Annotated in this window: 17 protein-coding genes; 9 read left to right on the top strand and 8 right to left on the bottom strand. The window is 70.9% G+C overall.

The window, feature by feature from the left end:
* Positions 1-122: 122 nt before the first annotated feature.
* Positions 123-1,112 (top strand): GTP 3',8-cyclase MoaA, encoded by a 990-nt coding sequence (moaA, locus tag EJ357_RS10405; RefSeq protein WP_126390843.1) that lies wholly within the window; start codon positions 123-125, stop codon positions 1,110-1,112.
* 92 nt (positions 1,113-1,204) lie between these two features.
* On the opposite strand, the gene EJ357_RS10400 is transcribed toward moaA, so the two are convergent.
* On the bottom strand, positions 1,205-1,417 hold the full coding sequence (locus tag EJ357_RS10400) for a hypothetical protein (protein ID WP_126390841.1): 213 nt from the start codon (positions 1,415-1,417) through the stop codon (positions 1,205-1,207).
* Between the two features lie 234 nt (positions 1,418-1,651).
* A complete protein-coding gene (locus EJ357_RS10395) occupies positions 1,652-2,050 on the bottom strand; it encodes a DUF3099 domain-containing protein (protein WP_175647354.1) in 399 nt (132 codons plus the stop codon).
* Between the two features lie 244 nt (positions 2,051-2,294).
* Here EJ357_RS10395 and EJ357_RS10390 point away from each other — a divergent pair, with 244 nt between their 5' ends.
* Entirely contained in the window at positions 2,295-2,573 is a 279-nt protein-coding gene (locus tag EJ357_RS10390; RefSeq protein ID WP_126390837.1) for a GlsB/YeaQ/YmgE family stress response membrane protein, read from the top strand.
* A gap of 75 nt (positions 2,574-2,648) precedes the next feature.
* Here the strand turns inward: EJ357_RS10390 and tyrS are convergent, their stop codons facing one another.
* The 3 genes from tyrS to EJ357_RS10375 form a co-directional block, all read right to left on the bottom strand.
* On the bottom strand, positions 2,649-3,917 hold the full coding sequence (tyrS, locus tag EJ357_RS10385) for a tyrosine--tRNA ligase (RefSeq protein WP_126390835.1): 1,269 nt from the start codon (positions 3,915-3,917) through the stop codon (positions 2,649-2,651).
* A 67-nt stretch (positions 3,918-3,984) separates the two neighbouring features.
* Positions 3,985-5,379, bottom strand: coding sequence for a metallopeptidase TldD-related protein (locus tag EJ357_RS10380; protein ID WP_126390833.1), 1,395 nt, complete (start codon positions 5,377-5,379; stop codon positions 3,985-3,987).
* Positions 5,376-6,899 carry a TldD/PmbA family protein gene (locus EJ357_RS10375; protein WP_126390831.1) on the bottom strand — a complete coding sequence of 508 codons (1,524 nt, stop codon included), beginning with the start codon at positions 6,897-6,899 and terminating at the stop codon, positions 5,376-5,378. The genes EJ357_RS10380 and EJ357_RS10375 overlap by 4 nt, the downstream gene beginning before the upstream one ends.
* A gap of 251 nt (positions 6,900-7,150) precedes the next feature.
* Here EJ357_RS10375 and fabG point away from each other — a divergent pair, with 251 nt between their 5' ends.
* The 3 genes from fabG to EJ357_RS10360 all read left to right on the top strand — a co-directional run bounded on the left by fabG (position 7,151) and on the right by EJ357_RS10360 (position 9,141).
* Positions 7,151-7,855, top strand: coding sequence for a 3-oxoacyl-[acyl-carrier-protein] reductase (gene fabG, locus EJ357_RS10370; RefSeq protein ID WP_126390828.1), 705 nt, complete (start codon positions 7,151-7,153; stop codon positions 7,853-7,855).
* Positions 7,856-7,860: 5 nt separating this feature from the next.
* Positions 7,861-8,628 (top strand): enoyl-ACP reductase FabI, encoded by a 768-nt coding sequence (gene fabI, locus EJ357_RS10365; protein ID WP_126390826.1) that lies wholly within the window; start codon positions 7,861-7,863, stop codon positions 8,626-8,628.
* 162 nt (positions 8,629-8,790) lie between these two features.
* Positions 8,791-9,141, top strand: a complete 351-nt coding sequence (locus EJ357_RS10360; protein ID WP_126390824.1) for a hypothetical protein — start codon at positions 8,791-8,793, stop codon at positions 9,139-9,141.
* Here EJ357_RS10360 and EJ357_RS10355 read toward each other — a convergent pair.
* Positions 9,119-9,811 (bottom strand): FadR/GntR family transcriptional regulator, encoded by a 693-nt coding sequence (locus tag EJ357_RS10355; RefSeq protein WP_126390822.1) that lies wholly within the window; start codon positions 9,809-9,811, stop codon positions 9,119-9,121. The two genes, EJ357_RS10360 and EJ357_RS10355, sit on opposite strands and share 23 nt — an antisense overlap.
* Positions 9,812-9,881: 70 nt before the next feature.
* Here EJ357_RS10355 and EJ357_RS10350 point away from each other — a divergent pair, with 70 nt between their 5' ends.
* From EJ357_RS10350 to EJ357_RS10335, 4 genes are all read left to right on the top strand, one after another.
* Positions 9,882-11,183: a CynX/NimT family MFS transporter gene (locus EJ357_RS10350; protein ID WP_126390820.1), complete on the top strand. Its 1,302-nt coding sequence runs from the start codon at positions 9,882-9,884 to the stop codon at positions 11,181-11,183.
* Positions 11,184-11,232: 49 nt separating this feature from the next.
* The gene (locus tag EJ357_RS50205) at positions 11,233-11,349 is read left to right on the top strand and encodes an SGM_5486 family transporter-associated protein (protein ID WP_086021381.1); all 117 of its coding nucleotides are present in this window, start codon (positions 11,233-11,235) and stop codon (positions 11,347-11,349) included.
* A gap of 164 nt (positions 11,350-11,513) precedes the next feature.
* Complete coding sequence (locus tag EJ357_RS10340; protein ID WP_126390818.1) at positions 11,514-11,720, top strand: hypothetical protein; 207 nt, start codon at positions 11,514-11,516, stop codon at positions 11,718-11,720.
* A gap of 65 nt (positions 11,721-11,785) precedes the next feature.
* Positions 11,786-12,304: a SixA phosphatase family protein gene (locus tag EJ357_RS10335; RefSeq protein WP_126390816.1), complete on the top strand. Its 519-nt coding sequence runs from the start codon at positions 11,786-11,788 to the stop codon at positions 12,302-12,304.
* A 160-nt stretch (positions 12,305-12,464) separates the two neighbouring features.
* Here EJ357_RS10335 and serB read toward each other — a convergent pair whose 3' ends face one another.
* The gene (gene serB / locus EJ357_RS10330) at positions 12,465-13,673 is read right to left on the bottom strand and encodes a phosphoserine phosphatase SerB (RefSeq protein ID WP_126390814.1); all 1,209 of its coding nucleotides are present in this window, start codon (positions 13,671-13,673) and stop codon (positions 12,465-12,467) included.
* A 326-nt stretch (positions 13,674-13,999) separates the two neighbouring features.
* Positions 14,000-16,354, bottom strand: a complete 2,355-nt coding sequence (locus EJ357_RS48205) for a streptophobe family protein (RefSeq protein WP_175647353.1) — start codon at positions 16,352-16,354, stop codon at positions 14,000-14,002.
* Between the last annotated feature and the right edge of the window lie 185 nt (positions 16,355-16,539).

Raw genomic sequence — 16,539 nt, 5'->3', positions numbered from 1 at the left:
AGATCCCTACGACGCGGCCGCGTCGTACGTAGTGGGATCGGGCCGGTGTCGCTGTCAGTGCGGTCACGTAGGCTCGCAGGTGAAGGAAGTTGAATCCGGTCTTGCCGAGGGAGGGGGCCCACGTGCTCATCGACACCTACGGCCGGGTGGCCACCGACCTGAGGGTTTCGCTGACCGACCGCTGCAATCTGCGCTGTACGTACTGCATGCCCGAGGAGGGTTTGCAGTGGCTGGCCAAGCCCGACCTGCTCACGGACGACGAGATCGTCCGTCTGATCGACATCGCGGTCACCTCCCTGGGCATCGAGGAGGTCCGCTTCACGGGCGGAGAGCCCCTGCTGCGCCCCGGCCTGGTGGGCATAGTCGAGCGTGTCGCGGCCCTGGAGCCCCGCCCCCAGATGTCCCTGACGACGAACGGCATCGGGCTGAAGCGCACGGCGTCCGCCCTGAAGGCGGCGGGCCTGGACCGGGTGAATGTCTCCCTGGACACCCTGCGCCCCGATGTCTTCAAGACCCTCACCCGTCGCGACCGCCACAAGGACGTCATCGAGGGCCTGCACGCCGCCCGCGAGGCGGGTCTGACCCCGGTGAAGGTCAACTCGGTGCTGATGCCGGGTCTGAACGACGACGAGGCCCCGGACCTGCTGGCCTGGGCGGTCGAGCACGACTTCGAACTGCGGTTCATCGAGCAGATGCCGCTGGACGCCCAGCACGGCTGGAAGCGCGACGGCATGATCACCGCCGGCGACATCCTGACCTCCCTGCGCACCCGCTTCGAGCTGACGGCCGAGGGCGAGGAGAAGCGCGGCTCGGCCCCGGCGGAACGCTGGCTGGTCGACGGCGGCCCGCACGTGGTGGGCGTGATCGCCTCGGTCACCCGCCCGTTCTGCGCGGCCTGCGACCGCACCCGCCTGACGGCCGACGGCCAGATACGCACCTGCCTGTTCGCCCAGGAGGAGACGGACCTACGGGCGGCACTGCGCTCCGACGCCCCCGACGAGGAGATCGCCCGCATCTGGCGCCTGGCGATGTGGGGGAAGAAGGCGGGAGCAGGCCTGGACGACCCGAGCTTCGTCCAGCCGGACCGGCCCATGTCAGCGATCGGTGGCTGACGGAACTCAGGGGCGCGCGGAACTGCGCGAGCAACCACAACGGATCCGCATACGCCATTCGTCCCACACCGCCCCGGACGGATGGCGCGCCCTCAAACGTCCGGCGCTTCCCACTCCGTCAGCAGGACAACGTCCTTCAAAAACCCCCGCACCCCAAGAAACTGCGACAAATGCTCGCGATGCTCCTCGCAGGCGAGCCACGTCTTCCGCCGCTCCGGCGTATGAATCTTCGGGTTGTTCCACGCCAGCACCCACACGGCGTCGGCACGGCATCCCTTGGCAGAACAGATGGGCGTGTCACTCACAGATTCATCTCACCGTTGCAAGAAACCGTCGTACACAAAAGGCGACGCCGAGCAGCCACGGGGGGAGCTGCCCGGCGTCGGTCCGTCGCTCCGACGGGGGATGCGGAGCGTCCACGAAGTATGTCATGGGTAACCCCTCGCCCGGCACCGGAACAGCACTATTGATCTGAGCTTTTCCTGAGCTTGGCGCGGACTCGACCCCTTGAGATGTCCGGAGGACAACGCTCCGCAGGATCACATCCCGTCGCCCGGTTTGCTTTGTGCGCCCGGCGCGGAGTCGTCCGCGACATCTTCCGGGACGGATTCCGCGGAGCCGTCATTCGTCCGGGGCGGCGCGATCATCGGCCGCATCGGCGCGCTCACGAACGTCGACGGCAGACCCGGCGCATTCTCCCGCCCCGCGTTGGCGATCACCACCGCGATATACGGCAGGACCGCCCCGAGCACCAACGCCACGATCGCGACGTGCCGTTGGACGTTCCACAGCGAGGCGGCGAGGATCACCGACACCGTGCGGACCGACATGGAGATGACGTACCGGCGCTGCCGGGCACGCACATCGTCGTGGAGCCCCGCCCGGGCCCCGGTGATCCGGAACACCTGGGCGTTACCGCCGGCATGCAGCTTCCGCATCAGATTCCACCATCCGCCCGCATCGGACTCTCCCCCTGCCCCTACCCGTCCGCCCCTGGTCGGGGACCCGGGCCAGGACACCTTCCACGGTACGCCCCGCCTGCGCCGCCTACGAGACCGGGGCCCCTGCCACCTGGGGGAACGCCGCCAGGCGTAACGCGTACGGCGGTACCCGGCGTGCGGCGTACCAGGGCCGGTCCAAGACTGGGCGGGAGGCTCGACCGAGCCGTAGGAGGAGGCAGCCATGGGCTGGTTGTGGGCGATCATCGTCGGATTCGTGCTGGGTCTGCTCGCGAAGGCGATCATCCCGGGCAAGCAGCACAGCCCCCTCTGGCTGACCACCATCTTCGGCATCCTCGGCGCGATCGTCGGCAACTCCATCGCGCGCGCGTTCGGCGTCGAATCGACCCGCGGCATCGACTGGAGCCGGCACGCCTTCCAGATCGTGGCCGCGGTGATCATCGTGTACGTGGGCGACATGCTGTACATGGCCACGCTGGGCAAGCGCAAGCAGCGGACATGAGGTCGGGGACCTCGAAGGGGCGGCCTCCCACGCGGGAAGCCGCCCCTTCGTCGTACACAGGTTCCTGTACTTCGGCTAGACGCCCGTGACCTCGACCGCCGCCAGGTTCTTCTTCCCGCGCCGCAGCACCAGCCACCGCCCGTGCAGCAGGTCCTCCTTCGCGGGCACCGCGTCCTCACCGGCGACCTTGACGTTGTTCACGTAGGCCCCGCCCTCCTTCACGGTGCGCCGCGCCGCGGACTTGCTGGCCACGAGGCCGACCTCGGCGAAGAGGTCGACGACCTGGCCGAGCCGCTCGACCTGGATGTGCGGCACCTCGCAGAGGGCCGCCGCCAGCGTCCGGTCGTCCAGCTCCGTCAGCTCGCCCTGGCCGAAGAGGGCCTTGGACGCGGCGATCACGGCGGCCGTCTGGTCGGCACCGTGCACCAGCGTCGTCAGCTCCTCGGCCAGCGCACGCTGCGCGGCACGGGCCTGCGGGCGCTCCTCCGTCTGCTTCTCCAGCTCCTCCAGCTCCGCACGGGACTTGAAGGACAGGATGCGCATGTACGTGGAGATGTCCCGGTCGTCCGCGTTCAGCCAGAACTGGTAGAACGCGTACGGCGTCGTCATCTCCGGGTCGAGCCAGATGGCGCCGCCCTCGGTCTTGCCGAACTTGGTGCCGTCCGACTTGGTCATCAGCGGCGTCGCGAGAGCGTGCACATGGGCGTGCGGCTCCAGCCGGTGGATCAGGTCCAGACCCGCCGTGAGGTTGCCCCACTGGTCGCTGCCGCCCTGCTGGAGCGTGCAGCCGTGCCGCCGGTACAGCTCCAGGAAGTCCATGCCCTGCAGCAGCTGGTAGCTGAACTCCGTGTAGCTGATGCCCTCTTCGGACTGCAGCCGACGGGCGACCGAGTCCTTGGTCAGCATCTTGTTGACGCGGAAGTGCTTGCCGATGTCGCGCAGGAACTCGATGGCGGACAGGCCGGCCGTCCAGTCCAGGTTGTTGACCATCGTCGCGGCGTTGTCGCCCTCGAAGGACAGGAAGGGTTCGATCTGCGCGCGCAGGCGGTTCACCCAGTTCGCGACCGTCTCCGGGTCGTTCAGCGTGCGCTCCGCCGTCGGGCGCGGGTCGCCGATCTGGCCGGTCGCGCCGCCGACCAGCGCCAGCGGGCGCAGGCCCGCCTGCTGGAGGCGGCGCATGGTGAGCACCTGGACCAGGTGGCCGACGTGCAGGCTGGCCGCGGTCGGGTCGAAACCGCAATAGAACGTGACGGGACCGTCCGCGAGCGCCTTGCGCAATGCGTCCTCGTCAGTGGACAGGGCGATCACGCCGCGCCACTTCAGCTCGTCGACGATGTCCGTCACGGTTCTCGTGTCTCCTCAGTGATCTTCGGCCAGCCGGATGACAGCCCGACTGGGAACGCCTACGAGGTTATACGCCCTGACTGACAGAGCTCATGTTGAAATCGGGGACGCGCAGCGCCGGCATCGCCGCCCTGGTGAAGTAGTCGCCCCACTCCCTGGGCAGCGTCTTCTCCGTACGACCGGCCTCGCTCGCCCGTCCCAGCAGATCCACCGGCGACTCGTTGAACCGGAAGTTGTTGACCTCGCCGGTCACCTCGCCGTTCTCGACGAGGTACACCCCGTCCCGGGTCAGACCGGTGAGCAGCAGCGTCGCCGGGTCGACCTCGCGGATGTACCACAGGCAGGTCAGCAGCAGCCCGCGCTCGGTGTTCGCGACCATCTCCTCCAGCGAGCGGTCCTCGCCGCCGTCCAGGATCAGGTTGTCGGCGGCCGGCGCCACGGGCAGGCCCGTCAGCCCCGCGCTGTGCCGACTGGTCGTGAGGTGCTTCAGCTCGCCCTCGCGCAGCCACTCGGTGGGCGCGAGCGGCAGACCGTTGTCGAACACCGACTGGTCGCCTCCGGAGGAGTGCGCGATCACGAACGGCGCGGACTCCAGGCCCGGCTCGTTCGGGTCGCTGCGCAGCGTCAGCGGCAGCTCGCTCAGCTTCTCGCCGACGCGCGTCCTGCCGCCCGGCTTGGAGAACACGGTCCGGCCCTCGGCCGCGTCCCGTCCCGAAGCCGACCAGTACTGGTAGATCAGCAGGTCGGCCACGGCGGTCGGCGGCAGCAGCGTCTCGTACCGGCCCGCCGGCAGCTCCAGGCGCCGCTCGGCCCAGCCGAGGCGTACGGCCAGCTCGGCGTCCAGCGCCGTCGGGTCCACGTCCTTGAAGTCCCGCGTGGAGCGCCCCGCCCACGCCGAGCGCGTACGGTCCGGCGACTTGGCGTTCAGCTCCAGCGTCCCGTTGGGCTGGTCGTGCCGCAGCCGCAGCCCTGTGGACGTGCCCAGGTACGTCGACACCAGCTCGTGGTTGGCGAAGCCGTACAGCTCCCGACCGCCCGCACGCGCGCGGGCGAAGGCCTCGCCGAGCGCCGGGGCGAAGTCGGCGAACACGATGGACGACGTCTCGGCCGGGGCGTCCGTGAAGTCGGGCGACGCCGGTACGTCCGTCACCAGCGGCTGCGCGTCCTCGGCGGGCCCGGCCCCGCGCGCGGCTGCCTCGGCGGCCCGGACCAGCGGTTCCAGTTCGTCGGCGGTCACCGCGGACCGGGAGACGACCCCGGACGCCGTGCCCTCCTTGCCGTCGACCGTCGCGACGACGGTGAGCGTCCGCCCGCGCGTGACGCCGTTCGTGGTCAGCGCGTTGCCCGCCCAGCGCAGGTTGGCGGTCGACTGCTCGTCGGCGATGACGACGCACCCGTCCGCCCGCGACAGCTCCAGGGCCCGCTCGACGATCTCGTGCGGCTTGTTGGTACGGGCGCTCATCGACCGGCCTCCTGCGTGGTGTTGAGAATGTTGACTCCCTTGAAGAGGGCCGAGGGGCACCCGTGCGAGACCGCCGCGACCTGCCCCGGCTGCGCCTTGCCGCAGTTGAAGGCGCCACCCAGGACATAGGTCTGCGGACCGCCCACAGCGGCCATCGAGCCCCAGAAGTCGGTCGTCGTCGCCTGGTAGGCCACGTCCCGCAGCTGCCCGGTGATCCGCCCGTTCTCGATCCGGAAGAACCGCTGCCCGGTGAACTGGAAGTTGTAGCGCTGCATGTCGATCGACCAGGACCGGTCGCCGACGACGTAGATACCGCGGTCGACGCTCCCGATCAGATCCTCGGTCGACATCCCGGCCGGATCCGGCTGCAGCGACACGTTGGCCATGCGCTGCACCGGCACATGCCCGGGGGAGTCGGCGAACGCGCATCCGTTGGACCGGTCGAAGCCGGTCAGCTTCGCGATCCGCCGGTCCAGCTGGTAGCCGACCAGCGTGCCGTCCTTCACCAGGTCCCAGGACTGGCCCGCGACGCCCTCGTCGTCGTACCCGATGGTCGCCAGGCCGTGCTCGGCGGTGCGGTCACCGGTGACGTTCATCAGGTCCGAGCCGTACCTGAGCTTGCCGAGCTGGTCGAACGTGGCGAAGGAGGTGCCGGCGTAGGCGGCCTCGTAGCCGAGGGCACGGTCCAGTTCGGTGGCGTGGCCGATGGACTCGTGGATGGTCAGCCACAGGTTGGAGGGGTCGACGACGAGGTCGTACGGCCCCGCCTCGACGCTCGGCGCCCGCATCTTCTCGGCGAGCAGCTCCGGGATCTGCTCCAGCTCGCTCTCCCAGTCCCAGCCGGTGCCCGTCAGGTACTCCCAGCCGCGTCCCACGGGCGGCGCGATGGTGCGCATGGAGTCGAACTCGCCGCTCGACTCGTCCACCGACACGGCGGTCAGCTGCGGGTGCAGCCGGACGCGCTGCTGGGTGGTCATGGTCCCGGCGGTGTCGGCGTAGAACTTGTTCTCGTGGACGGTGAGCAGCGAGGCGTCGACGTGATTGACCCCGTCCGCCGCCAGCAGCCGCGCGCTCCAGTCCGCCAGCAGCCCCGACTTCTCCTCGTCGGGTACGCCGAACGGGTCGATCTCGTACGACGAGATCCACGTCTTGTCGCTGTGCACGGGCTCGTCGGCGAGCTCCACCCGCTCGTCCGACCCGGCCGCCTTGATCACCTGGGCGGACAGTTTCGCCATCGCCACGGCCTGCGACGCGACCTTGGCGGCGGCGTCCAGTGTCAGATCCACCCCGGAGGCGAACCCCCAGGTCCCGCCGTGCACGACCCGCACCGCGTACCCGAGGTCGGTGGTGTCCGACGACCCGGCGAGCCTGGCGTCCCGCAGGCGCCAGGACGCGCTGCGCACCCGCTCGAACCGGAAGTCCGCATGCTCGGCACCCAGCGCACGCGCGCGTGCCAGCGCCGCGTCGGCCAGGGCGCGTAGCGGAAGCGCCGTGAAGGCTTCATCGATCGTATGAGGCACGGAGGTCTCCCTGCTGTCGTGGCCTGTCGGCACCGATCATTTCGCGCGGGCGGGGCCGTGGACCACACGTTTCCGGCTGGAGTCCGCATCTTTCTGTAGGGACCCGACAGTGACACCCGTAAGCCACTGTCGGTGCCCGAATGTCCGACGGCGGGACGCGACCGATAGGTTTTCGGAGAAGCCGCCTGTCATCGCCGCCTGTCCACAGGTGCTCGGGCGGGGTATCAGACCGCTATCGAAAGGGTGATCCGTTGAGCCGCTCGGTTCTCGTCACCGGAGGCAACCGGGGCATCGGCCTCGCCATCGCCCGCGCGTTCGCCGACGCCGGCGACAAGGTCGCGATCACATACCGCTCGGGTGAGCCGCCGGCCGGCTTCCTCGCCGTCAAGTGCGACATCACCGACACCGAGCAGGTGGAGCAGGCCTACAAGGAGATCGAGGCCGAGCACGGCCCGGTCGAGGTTCTGATCGCCAACGCCGGCATCACCAAGGACCAGCTCCTGATGCGCATGTCCGAGGAGGACTTCACCTCGGTCATCGACACCAACCTCACCGGCACCTTCCGGGTGGTCAAGCGCGCCAACCGCGGCATGCTGCGCGCCAAGAAGGGCCGCGTGGTGCTCATCTCCTCGGTCGTCGGGCTGTACGGCGGTCCCGGCCAGGCGAACTACGCCGCCTCCAAGGCCGCCCTGGTCGGCTTCTCGCGCTCCCTCGCCCGTGAGCTGGGCTCGCGCAACATCACCTTCAACGTCGTCGCGCCCGGCTTCGTCGACACCGACATGACCAAGGTGCTCACCGACGAGCAGCGTGAGGGCATCGTGAAGCAGGTGCCGCTCGGTCGTTACGCGCAGCCGGAGGAGATCGCCGCGACGGTGCGGTTCCTCGCCTCGGACGACGCCTCGTACATCACTGGAGCCGTCATCCCTGTTGACGGCGGACTGGGAATGGGTCACTGATCACCATGAGCGGAATTCTCGAGGGCAAGCGCATCCTGATCACCGGTGTGCTGACGGAGGCCTCCATCGCCTTCCACGCCGCCAAGCTGGCCCAGGAGCAGGGCGCCGAGGTCATCCTGACCGCCTTCCCGCGGCCCACGCTGACCGAGCGCATCGCCAAGAAGCTCCCCAAGCCCACCAAGGTCATCGAGCTCGACGTGACGAACGACGAGCACCTCGGGCGCCTGGCCGACATCGTCGGCGAGGAGCTCGGCGGTCTCGACGGCGTCGTGCACTCCATCGGCTTCGCCCCGCAGGACGCGCTCGGCGGCAACTTCCTCAACACGCCGTTCGAGTCGGTCGCCACGGCGATGCACGTCTCGGCGTACTCCCTGAAGTCGCTGACCATGGCCTGCCTGCCGCTGATGCAGAACGGCGGCTCCGTCGTCGGCCTCACCTTCGACGCCCAGTACGCCTGGCCGCAGTACGACTGGATGGGCCCGGCCAAGGCCGCCCTGGAGGCCACCAGCCGCTACATGGCCCGCGACCTGGGCAAGCAGAACATCCGCTGCAACCTCGTTTCGGCGGGCCCGCTCGGCTCGATGGCCGCCAAGTCCATCCCGGGCTTCAGCGACCTGGCCTCCGTGTGGGACAGCCGCTCCCCGCTGGAGTGGGACCTCAAGGACCCGGAGCCGGCCGGCCGCGGCATCGTCGCCCTGCTGAGCGACTGGTTCCCGAAGACCACCGGCGAGATCATCCACGTGGACGGCGGCCTGCACGCCATCGGCGCCTGATTTCCCGGTACGTCGTCGACGCCCCGTTCCCCGCACCGCGCGGGGAGCGGGGCGTCACCCGTTCGGCCCATCCGGCCGGGCGGGGGAGACCCGCGAACGCACACTCTGAAGTACGCGTTCACCACGCGAGCCCCTCCCCCGTACGGCCGAGGAGGTCCCCTTGTGCGCTTGTCCCGCCGCCTGGCCTCAACGACCGTCGCCGTCGCACTCGTCCTGCCTCTGCCGCTCGAGGTGATGGCCCACGCGCGCGTGCACGCCGCTGAAACGGAGCCCCGGGAGCCGTACGGCGCCGAGTGCTGGATCCGTCTCACCGGCTCACACGTGACCGCCTACTGCCACAACCCGTATCCGGAGACCGACCGGGTGAGCCTGCACGTCGAGTGCGCCCGCTGGTGGGACATCGACAGCGACGGCTCCTGGGTGGACGCAGAGCCCGCGCAGACCGTGCGGCTGACCGCCCGCTGCTGGAAAGAGGTCGGCTCGGTGTGGGTCAGTCACCGGCGGGAGAGCTGAAGCGCCCCGGACGGCACAGGAACGGATAGCCGGCCGCCTCCGCCGCGGCCGTCGTCGCGTCACCCGCGCGGATCGCGTCGACCAGGCGCCCGTGGTCCATGTGCGTCTCCGGCGTCAGCTTCTCGCCCACGTCCTCGCGCAGCCAGTCCCGCAGCACCTCGCCGAGGTCCGCGTACATCGCGGTCATGACGTCGTTGTGGGACGCCGCCACCACGGCCAGGTGGAAGGTCGCGTCGGCCGCCACGAACGCCTCCGCGTCACCCGACGCCCAGGCCTCCTCGCGCCGCACCAGCAGCGCGTCCAGCTGCTTGAGGTCCTTCTCCGTGCGCCGCTCGGCGGCCAGCTTGGCGGCGGCCGACTCCAGCGTGGAGCGCAGCTCGGCGATGTGCCGGGGGTCGGCGTCGGCGAAGCGGCGGTGCATCACGCCGGCCAGCTCGCTGGTCGCCACCACATAGGTGCCGGAGCCCTGGCGGATGTCCAGCAGGCCGTTGTGCGCGAGTGCGCGGACGGCCTCGCGGACCGTGTTGCGGGCCACGCCGAGCTGCTCGACCAGCTCCGGCTCCGTCGGGATCCGGGAGCCGACCGGCCACTCGCCCGAGGTGATCTGGTTCCGCAACGCCGCGATGACCTGCTCGGACAGCGCCGAACGGCGGGGGTGGCTCAGGGGCATGGCACACCTTCGCACGGGAGGGCCGGGGCCGGGCGGCCCGGGGGTGGACAACCAATCATCCCATGATTCTATGATGGGCGGCATGGCAAGCCAGGAGACCCGGACGACGACACCGACATCCATACGTACTTCGGAGGCGTCCGAGCCCAGTACGCCCTCCACGCGCGCGTGGACGACACGGCTGCTCGTACTCGGCATCGTGCTGGCCGCACTGAACCTCCGCCCCGCCATCACCAGCCTCGGCGCCCTCCTCGAGGAGGTCCGCGACGGGCTCGGTATGAGCGGCAGCCTGGCCGGAGTACTCACCTCCGTGCCCCCGCTCTGCTTCGCTGTCTTCGGCGTCATGGCCCCACGGCTCGCCCGCCGATTCGGCCCCGGCGCGGTGGTGTGCGCCGGCATGGCCGCCATCACCGCCGGACTGCTGCTGCGCCCGTACGCCGGGAGCACCCCCGGCTTCCTGGCCGCCAGCGCCCTCGCCCTCATGGGCATCGCCGTCAGCAACGTCCTGATGCCGGTCATCGTCAAGCACTGGTTCCCGGACCGCGTCGGCTCCATGACCGGCCTGTACTCGATGGCCCTCGCCCTCGGGACCGCGACGGCGGCCGCGGTGACCGTGCCCATGACCGAGACACTCGGCGGCAGTTGGCAGACCGGCCTCGCGGTGTGGGCGGGACTGGCCGCGGCGGCCGTACTGCCGTGGATTCCGTTCGTACGCCGGCGGGGCGCGGAGCCGGCCGAGCCGTCGACGGCTCGGCCGGAGCACGCGCGCGGGGAGCCTCCCGTCGCCCTGCGTGTCACCCGGAGCCGTACCGCATGGGCGCTCGCCGTCTTCTTCGGGCTCCAGGCGACCGCCGCCTACATCACGATGGGCTGGATGCCGCAGATCTTCCGGGACGCCGGCGTGCCCGCGTCCACGGCCGGGCTGCTGCTCGCCGTCACCATGGTGATGGGCGTGCCGCTGGCCTTCGTCATCCCGCGCGTGGCCACCCGGCTGCCGCACCAGGGCCCGATCGCCCTCGCGCTCGGCGTCTGCGGTCTGGCGGGCTACGCCGGCCTGTACTTCGCGCCGGCCGCCGGTGCCTGGGCCTGGGCGCTGCTGCTCGGCGTCTCCAACTGCGCCTTTCCGCTGGCCCTCACGATGGTCGGGATGCGGGCCAGGACGGGCGCCGGCGTCGCCCAGCTGTCCGCCTTCGCGCAGAGCACCGGATATCTGCTCTCCATCCCGGGTCCGCTCCTGGTGGGCGTGCTCTACCAGCACAGCGGCGGCTGGGGGCTGCCCATCGCGCTCATGACCGGCCTGATGATCCCGCAGATGCTGGTGGGCGTCCTCGCGGGACGCAACCGCACGGTCGAGGACGAGGCGACCCGCTGAGCCTCACCCCGGCGCGCTCGATGCGGGAGGGGGGTGCGAGACTGGCCGTATGCCAGTGCTCGACCCGAACCCCCAGAACGGCCAGAAGAAGATGCTGCTCGTCTTCGGCGCGTTCTTCGCCATCTTCGTGATCATCGGCATCATCGCGACGATCGCCTCTCCCTGACGCGCGTCGGGCGGATGGTGGGGCTAGCACCACCATCCCCTAGGGGGTGAGTGTCAGGGTCAACTGGGTGGATCACCGGATGGGTTGAGGGCCGGGATTTCCGTAACTTCGGAGTGTGACCGCGAGAGGCGGACACGGACCACTCGAAGACCCACGGAGGCATCATGTCGGCCCCTACGCACACCCCGCCCCACCCGGCGTCCACGGGCCGTGCCGACATCCGGCTGCCCTGGTGGGCCCTCGCCCTGCCGACACTCGCCTTCATCACGCTGCTGACGCTGATACTCAACCCGTCCGACGCCCACGCCGCGACCGCCGAACCCGCGATCACCCAGCTCTTCGAGCGCGTACAACAGCTGATCATGCGCTGAGCACGGCCGAAGCCGCACGTCAACTCCCTGCGCCCCATGGCCTGTTTCATGCGAAGCTGGGACTCATGAGCGTCGCAGAACCCCGCAGGATTGTCCTCTTCCGGCATGCGAAAGCCGACTGGCCACAGGTGACCGACCACGAGCGGCCGCTCGCAGATCGGGGCCGAATGGACGCGGCAGAGGCCGGACGCCGGCTGGCCGACACCGACATCCCCTTCGATCTGGCCCTGTGCTCCACCGCGACCCGGACCCGGGAGACCTGGAAGCTCGCCGTCCACGAGTTCCCGCACCGGCCGAAAACCATCTACGAAGAGCGGATCTACGAGGCTTCGCCCGGCGAGCTGATCGCCGTGCTCAACGAGACTCCCGACGACGCGCAGAACCTCCTGCTGATCGGCCACAACCCGGGCGTACAGGGACTCGCCGAGATCCTGTCGGGCTCGGCCGAGGGCGACGCGCGCGACCGGCTGAGCCGCCGCGGCTTCCCCGCCGCCGCCTTCGCCGTGCTCTCCTTCAGCGGCACCTGGAAGACGCTGGAGCCAGGCGTTGCCACGCTCGTCGACTACTGGGCCCCGTCCGAGTGACCGACCCATGCGCAGGGGCCCGGCACCGTCACGGTGCCGGGCCCCTGCGCATGCAGCCATCGGGTGCGGGCCCCAGGCGCCAGGCCCGGGTCGGCAGGACATGCGCGGTGGCAGCCGCCGTCACCGTGCGGTGGGCGGCACACGGCGCGCATGCGGCACCTCAGTCCTCGTCGTGCGTGTCCGCGGCCTCGACCTCTTCACGGGTGACGCCGAGCAGATACAGGACCGTGTCCAGGAACGGCACGTTCACGGCCGTGTGTGCCGCCTCCCGCACCACCGGCTTGGCGTTGAAGGCGACGCCGAGGCCGGCCGCGTTGAGCATGTCGAGGTCGTTGGCACCGTCACCGATCGCGACCGTCTGGGACAGCGGCACACCCGCCTCGGCGGCGAACCGGCGCAGCAGCCGCGCCTTGCCCGCCCGGTCCACGATCTCGCCGGTGACCTTGCCCGTCAGCTTCCCGTCGACGATCTCCAGCGTGTTCGCCTGGGCGAAGTCGAGTCCGAGCCGCTCCTTCAGATCATCGGTGACCTGGGTGAACCCGCCCGAGACGACACCCACTTGATAGCCGAGCCGCTTCAGCGTACGGATCAGCGTGCGCGCCCCCGGCGTCAGCCGCACCTCGGTGCGCACCTTCTCCACCACCGAGGCGTCGAGCCCCTCCAGCAGCGCCACGCGCGCGTGCAGCGACTGCTCGAAGTCCAGCTCCCCGCGCATCGCGGCGGCCGTCACCTCGGCCACCTTGTCCTCGCAGCCGGCGTGCGCGGCGAAGAGCTCGATCACCTCGTCCTGGATGAGTGTGGAGTCCACGTCCATGACGACCAGGCGCTGCGCGCGCCGGTGCAGACCGGCCGCGACGACGGCGATGTCGACACCCAGTGCCGCCGCGTCCGTCACCAGCGCGGTGCGCAGGGGCTCGGTCTCCACGCCGGACACCGCGAACTCCACCGCTGTCACGGGGTACTTGGCGAGCCGGAAGATACGGTCGATGTTGCCGCCGGACTTGGTGATCCTGGCGGCGATAGCGGCCGTCGCCTCGGCGGTGAGCGGGTGCCCGAGCACGGTCACGAGGGACCGACCGAGCCCACGGGGCCGGTTGTCACCTCGGCCGGAGATGATCTCCGCCTGCATCTTCATCGACTCCGCCCAGCTGTGGACGGTCGCCCGCAGATCCCCCTCCATCCCGGCGGGAGGCTGCGTCACGAGCGCGCACAGCGTGATCCGGCCACGGGTGAGGACCTGCTCGATGTCGACCACGTCGACGGAGTAGGCGGCCAGCGTGTCGAAGAGGCCGGCCGTGATGCCAGGCCTGTCCTTCCCGAAGATCTTGACGAGAAGTGTGGGGATGTCGGAGGTCTGCGAAGCGCTCATGGTGCTTCCACCGTATCCGGCACTCAGTGCCTGGCGCCCCTGAGGTCCGTCTAGCGGACACGGAACAGTGGGTGTCGCTCGGGTGGCGCGGGTCTTACATTCGGGCCACGGTCGTATCGGTACCTGTGAAACGGCACAGGGGTAGCTGTGAGTCGGGTCGTCGACTCGCTCCGGTTGCGCCGGGTGTCTCCGGGGCGTACGGCGGCTGTGCCCGGGCGGATCACAGCGAGGCTCGTCAGCCCAGCCCCGGCCAGCCCACGGCCCAGCCCAGAGCCCGTCAGACCAGCCCAAGGATCACGAGCGCTGCTTCGGCCCCCTGGCGCGGATCATGGGCGCCGCTTCGGCCTCCCCGGCGGCGGGGGAGGAGGCGGTGGCGGCGGTGGCGGAGGAGGAGGTCCTTCGTCCGCTCCGGACGGCGACCGGTTCCCACGCCGCCGGGGAGGCCGGGGCGACCTCGGCGGCGGTTCGATCGGCCGGGCGACGGTGGGCGCGCCGTACACGTCGTCGCCGGCGGGGGGCGGTGGATCGCCGGAAGTCTGGTCCCCGGACGCCGGGTCACCGGGCCGCCGTGATTCGTCGCGCCCCGACCTCGCACTGTGCCCTTGCCCCGCGTCGCGGTCCCAGTGCGCGTCGCCTCCCGGAACCTCGTGGTGCCCCAAGCCCGCGTCGCCCCCCGACCTCGCATCGGTTCCACGCCCCTCGACGGACGGCCACGCACCGCGAGAATCGGACGGCCACGCCCTCCCGGAATCGGACGGCCACGCACCCCCGGAACGCGGCCCCCCGCCCGGCGGCCGCGCGTCCTCAGGCTCACGCAGTTCCTCCGGCACCCGCAGATACGGATTCGTCGCCGGATTCGGTGGCCGGTACGGCGTGCCCGGCGTGTACGGCCCCGACGGGCTCCCGTACGGCAAGGCCCCGGCACCCTCCGCCGCCGTGCCCCCGGCACCCGCGGTCCCCGTCGCCGCCGTCGCGGCAGCCGCACCCGGCCTCGCACCCACGGCCGAGCCCAGAGCCGGCGCCGCCGCCCGCTGTCCCGCCGCCCCGGTCGCCCGGGCCAGCAACGCCCCCACGGCCCCCGCCACCGCGCCCCAAGCCGCCCCGAGGAGCAGCGCCATGCCGAGGTTCCCCCGCAGCTCCACCCCGGCGCCGAACGCGTCGAAGCCCAGCACCGACAGCGAGGCGTCCACGGACAGTCCCGTCAGCCACGTGAGCAACGGCAGGGTCAACGCCGTCGCGATCCCGAGCCGCAGCGCACACCGCCCGGCGAATCCGAAGGGCCCTGGGTCCCGTACGCCTCCGACGCCCGGCCCTCCCGAGGCGCCGCCACCTGACGGGCGTACGACACCCGAATCCGGCCCCCCGACGGACGCGCTCCCGGCTCCCGATGCCCGTACTCCCCAAGAACCACCCGAGCCACCTGCCGGCCCCGCACCCGACGCCGCCCCGGCACCGGGAGCCACCCCGCCTCGCGAACCCGGAACCTCGCCGGGCCCGCCGACCCTGCCCCGGCTCCCGGCCCCGGCCCCGAGCCCAGCCCCAGCACCAGCCCCCGCGCCACCGCCTGCCCCCACCCCCACCGGCGTCCGCGCAGCGGTCAGCACCCCCGCGAGCAGCATCATCACCGCCGCCGCGACTCCCAGCAGCCACACGCGCCCGTCCAGCTCCGCCAGCCCGCTCAGCGTCACGGACTGGTCGGATCCGCTGTTCAGCAGGTCGTCCAGCGGATCCGGCAGCAGGCCGACCAGGACCCCCGTCGCCCTGCCGTCGAACGGTACGAACAGGCCGATGGGGATGCCGAGCCACACGCCGTTCGGGGCACCCAGCAGGGCGGCGCCCGCGATGCGCTTGGGGTGCTCGTCGCCGATCGCCGCGTATGCCGCCGCCGCGAGCCCCGCCGCGACCGCGACGAGCAGCACCGTGACGAGGGCGGACACGGCGGGCCGCAAGACGTGGTGCACGGCCTCCCAGCCGCGTGGCAGCGGGGTGCGGCGCGAGGCCAGCAGGGCGATCAGCAGGATGCCGGCGGACCAGCCCAGGCCGCCGAGGAGCGTCGGCACGGTGTCCACCGTGAAGCCCACCGAAGCCTTCGCGTCGATGAGGTCTCCGATCTGGTCGGGCAGCAGCCCGCCGATGTCCCCGATGTCGCCCACTCCAGGGATCTCGACACCGCCGCCCCCGCCGCTCGGCAGGTCGTCGAGCCCCAGCGAGCTCCCGTCGATCGTGATGACGTCGTGGCCCGCCCAGGCCAGCCCGCCCAGCGTCGCCACGAACAGCGTGACCACCGCGCCCGCGCGCGCCAGGAGTTCGGTCGGCGCGATCACAACTCCCGCGCCCCGCAGGGACCGTAAGAAGAACCACGCCAGCAGGACCGCGCCGACCAGGCTGACTCCGAGTGGCGTGATCTCGATGGCGGTGGCCGCCTCCGCGCCCGTCAACCCGAAAGCGGACACATCCCCGGACGGTGTGACGGAACCACCCGCCCCAAGGGCCACCACCGCCGCGGTCATCGGGCCCAGAGAGCTCGCTGTGTCCGCCTCCAGCAGATGCAGACCCAGCGCCGCGGTGCCCGCCATCCCGATCAACGCCCAGCTCACGGTGGCGATCGCGGACAGCAGGATGTTCCCCCACGGCAGCCGCGTGCCGTGCGTCGCGGACTCGACGTTCGTGGACGCGCTCATGGCAGACCCCCCGATCCGCTCCGCGGCCGGCTCGCCGCGCATGTCCCCCTCGCGTGGATTACCACTCTCCGGGCTGGTTTCAACCCCGTCAACGGAACCAGTCGAAGCACGCGCGCGTGCTCTTCATAAGGCCCGACTTTCAGTCAGGGGGCGGAGCCTGAAATAGTTCCCGACGATGTTCGACA

Origin of the sequence: Streptomyces cyaneochromogenes (genome assembly GCF_003963535.1) — a bacterium.
GTDB lineage: Bacteria > Actinomycetota > Actinomycetes > Streptomycetales > Streptomycetaceae > Streptomyces > Streptomyces shaanxiensis.
The sequence above is the reverse complement of the archived record's forward strand: the minus strand, read 5'-3'. Positions and strand labels throughout refer to the sequence as shown.

What these genes read in the sequence shown, in the direction of transcription:
- EJ357_RS10395 (WP_175647354.1), bottom strand. Translation starts at nt 2,050, where the DNA reads ATGCGGAAGCTGCATGCCGGCGGTAACGCCCAGGTGTTCCGGATCACC.
- EJ357_RS10390 (WP_126390837.1), top strand. Translation starts at nt 2,295, where the DNA reads ATGGGCTGGTTGTGGGCGATCATCGTCGGATTCGTGCTGGGTCTGCTC.
- EJ357_RS10380 (WP_126390833.1), bottom strand. Translation starts at nt 5,379, where the DNA reads ATGAGCGCCCGTACCAACAAGCCGCACGAGATCGTCGAGCGGGCCCTG.
- fabI (WP_126390826.1), top strand. Translation starts at nt 7,861, where the DNA reads ATGAGCGGAATTCTCGAGGGCAAGCGCATCCTGATCACCGGTGTGCTG.
- EJ357_RS10355 (WP_126390822.1), bottom strand. Translation starts at nt 9,811, where the DNA reads ATGCCCCTGAGCCACCCCCGCCGTTCGGCGCTGTCCGAGCAGGTCATC.
- EJ357_RS10350 (WP_126390820.1), top strand. Translation starts at nt 9,882, where the DNA reads ATGATGGGCGGCATGGCAAGCCAGGAGACCCGGACGACGACACCGACA.
- EJ357_RS50205 (WP_086021381.1), top strand. Translation starts at nt 11,233, where the DNA reads ATGCCAGTGCTCGACCCGAACCCCCAGAACGGCCAGAAGAAGATGCTG.
- EJ357_RS10340 (WP_126390818.1), top strand. Translation starts at nt 11,514, where the DNA reads ATGTCGGCCCCTACGCACACCCCGCCCCACCCGGCGTCCACGGGCCGT.
- EJ357_RS10335 (WP_126390816.1), top strand. Translation starts at nt 11,786, where the DNA reads ATGAGCGTCGCAGAACCCCGCAGGATTGTCCTCTTCCGGCATGCGAAA.
- serB (WP_126390814.1), bottom strand. Translation starts at nt 13,673, where the DNA reads ATGAGCGCTTCGCAGACCTCCGACATCCCCACACTTCTCGTCAAGATC.
- EJ357_RS48205 (WP_175647353.1), bottom strand. Translation starts at nt 16,354, where the DNA reads ATGAGCGCGTCCACGAACGTCGAGTCCGCGACGCACGGCACGCGGCTG.